At 37.6% G+C, this 1,460-nt stretch carries 2 protein-coding genes; one reads left to right on the top strand and one right to left on the bottom strand.

Annotation, left to right across the window (positions count from 1 at the left end):
- Window positions 1-51 precede the first annotated feature (51 nt).
- Complete coding sequence (locus tag DBR11_RS19165) at window positions 52-276, bottom strand: hypothetical protein (protein WP_146186587.1); 225 nt, start codon at window positions 274-276, stop codon at window positions 52-54.
- Between the two features lie 217 nt (window positions 277-493).
- Here DBR11_RS19165 and DBR11_RS19160 point away from each other — a divergent pair.
- On the top strand, window positions 494-1,460 hold a 967-nt coding region (locus tag DBR11_RS19160), incomplete at its 3' end, for a hypothetical protein (RefSeq protein WP_199233889.1).

Below are 1,460 nucleotides of genomic sequence, written 5' to 3'. Positions count from 1 at the left end.
GGTTCAGCGCGATCAGAAAACATATTTTCACCCCCCGAAACTAGGCTGACACTAAGATTCGAGTGAATAAACGATAAAAGTTATCCCTCCGATGACAAAGACAATCACCAGACGCCAAGTTCTGTAATAATCAGTAGCTGATATTCTATTTTCATCTTCAATAAAGAATCGGTTATCACCCGGTCTTAATGGTTTTTTACCCCTAACCTCGCGATAGAATACATAAGCCATAATAAACAATACAATACCCGCACAAAATTTAACTAAGCTGTTCATATCTCCATTATTGAGCTGAAAATAAATATTCAATTTTTAAGCCCCCTAATCTAATATAAAATAAGAAGAACACAATGTTAACGGAGCTACTTTGATCAGCTCCCTTCGTCTCCCTGACCTGGGTAAACCCCGACCCATAATTCTCCTAAATAAATTTATTTTCGAAATGTTTTTTGATTATTTTTTATTTAGAAATATCACATCTACATTAGCATAAATGAGGACAGCAGAAAAACGGACCAACAGGCCAGCGCAAAAGAACAACAAAAAACCAATCCAGAAAAAGAACGACATCTTTTTCAAAAGTGCATTTGAAGATTATTTCTGCGACATGCTGCGCTTTCTGTACAAAAGCGCAGATCAGATCTTTGATCTGGAAAAGCCTATCCACTTCATGGATAAAGAACTGCTGGAGATATCTCCGGACCGGAATAAAAAAGGCGGAACAAGAAACGCAGACATGCTCGCCAAAATATACCTCCGCACCGGAAAACAAGAACTCTTCATGTTACATTTAGAAATCCAGACTAAAACCAACCCCAAATTCCCATCCAGAGTATTTAAATACTGGTATAGACTCACCGACCGCTACGACCACCCCATTGTTTCTCACACCATATTTACAGGCGTACCCGGCCAGAAACGTCCAGACAAATACCAATATAATATGCTGGGAACAGAGCTTTCTTTCAAATACAAATACTACCAGATTTTCCAGCACACAGAAGAACAACTCCTTCAATTCGACAATCCCTTCGCACTCGTTGTCCTGGTCGCACAAAAAGAAGTCCTCAGTAAAAAACTTACACCAGTTGAATTACATAACACCAGGATAAAAATAATAGAAAAACTAACCGCCAATGGAAACTATACACAACAAGGCATCACCAGATTTATTCTTTTCTTAAAGAACATGATACACATTGAAGATGAAGAATTAAATACTAAATTTGATCAACAAGTAAGAACCCTAACAGGAGAAAAAATCACCATGGGAATTATAGAAACAGAAAAAATGCTCAATATTGAAGAGGGAATTGAAATTGGCACAAAGAAAACTAAGCTAGAGGAACGAGAACACTTTGTGAAAAACCTCATCATTGCTTTTGGATTTTCAGATGAACAAGCATCAAAGGCCGCAGAGGTCTCTCTTTCCTTCGTAAAAAAAATCCGTATCCAAATAG

It is taken from the genome of Pedobacter sp. HMWF019 (assembly GCF_003061025.1).
Lineage (GTDB): Bacteria > Bacteroidota > Bacteroidia > Sphingobacteriales > Sphingobacteriaceae > Pedobacter.
This window is presented reverse-complemented; position numbering and strand designations above follow the sequence as displayed.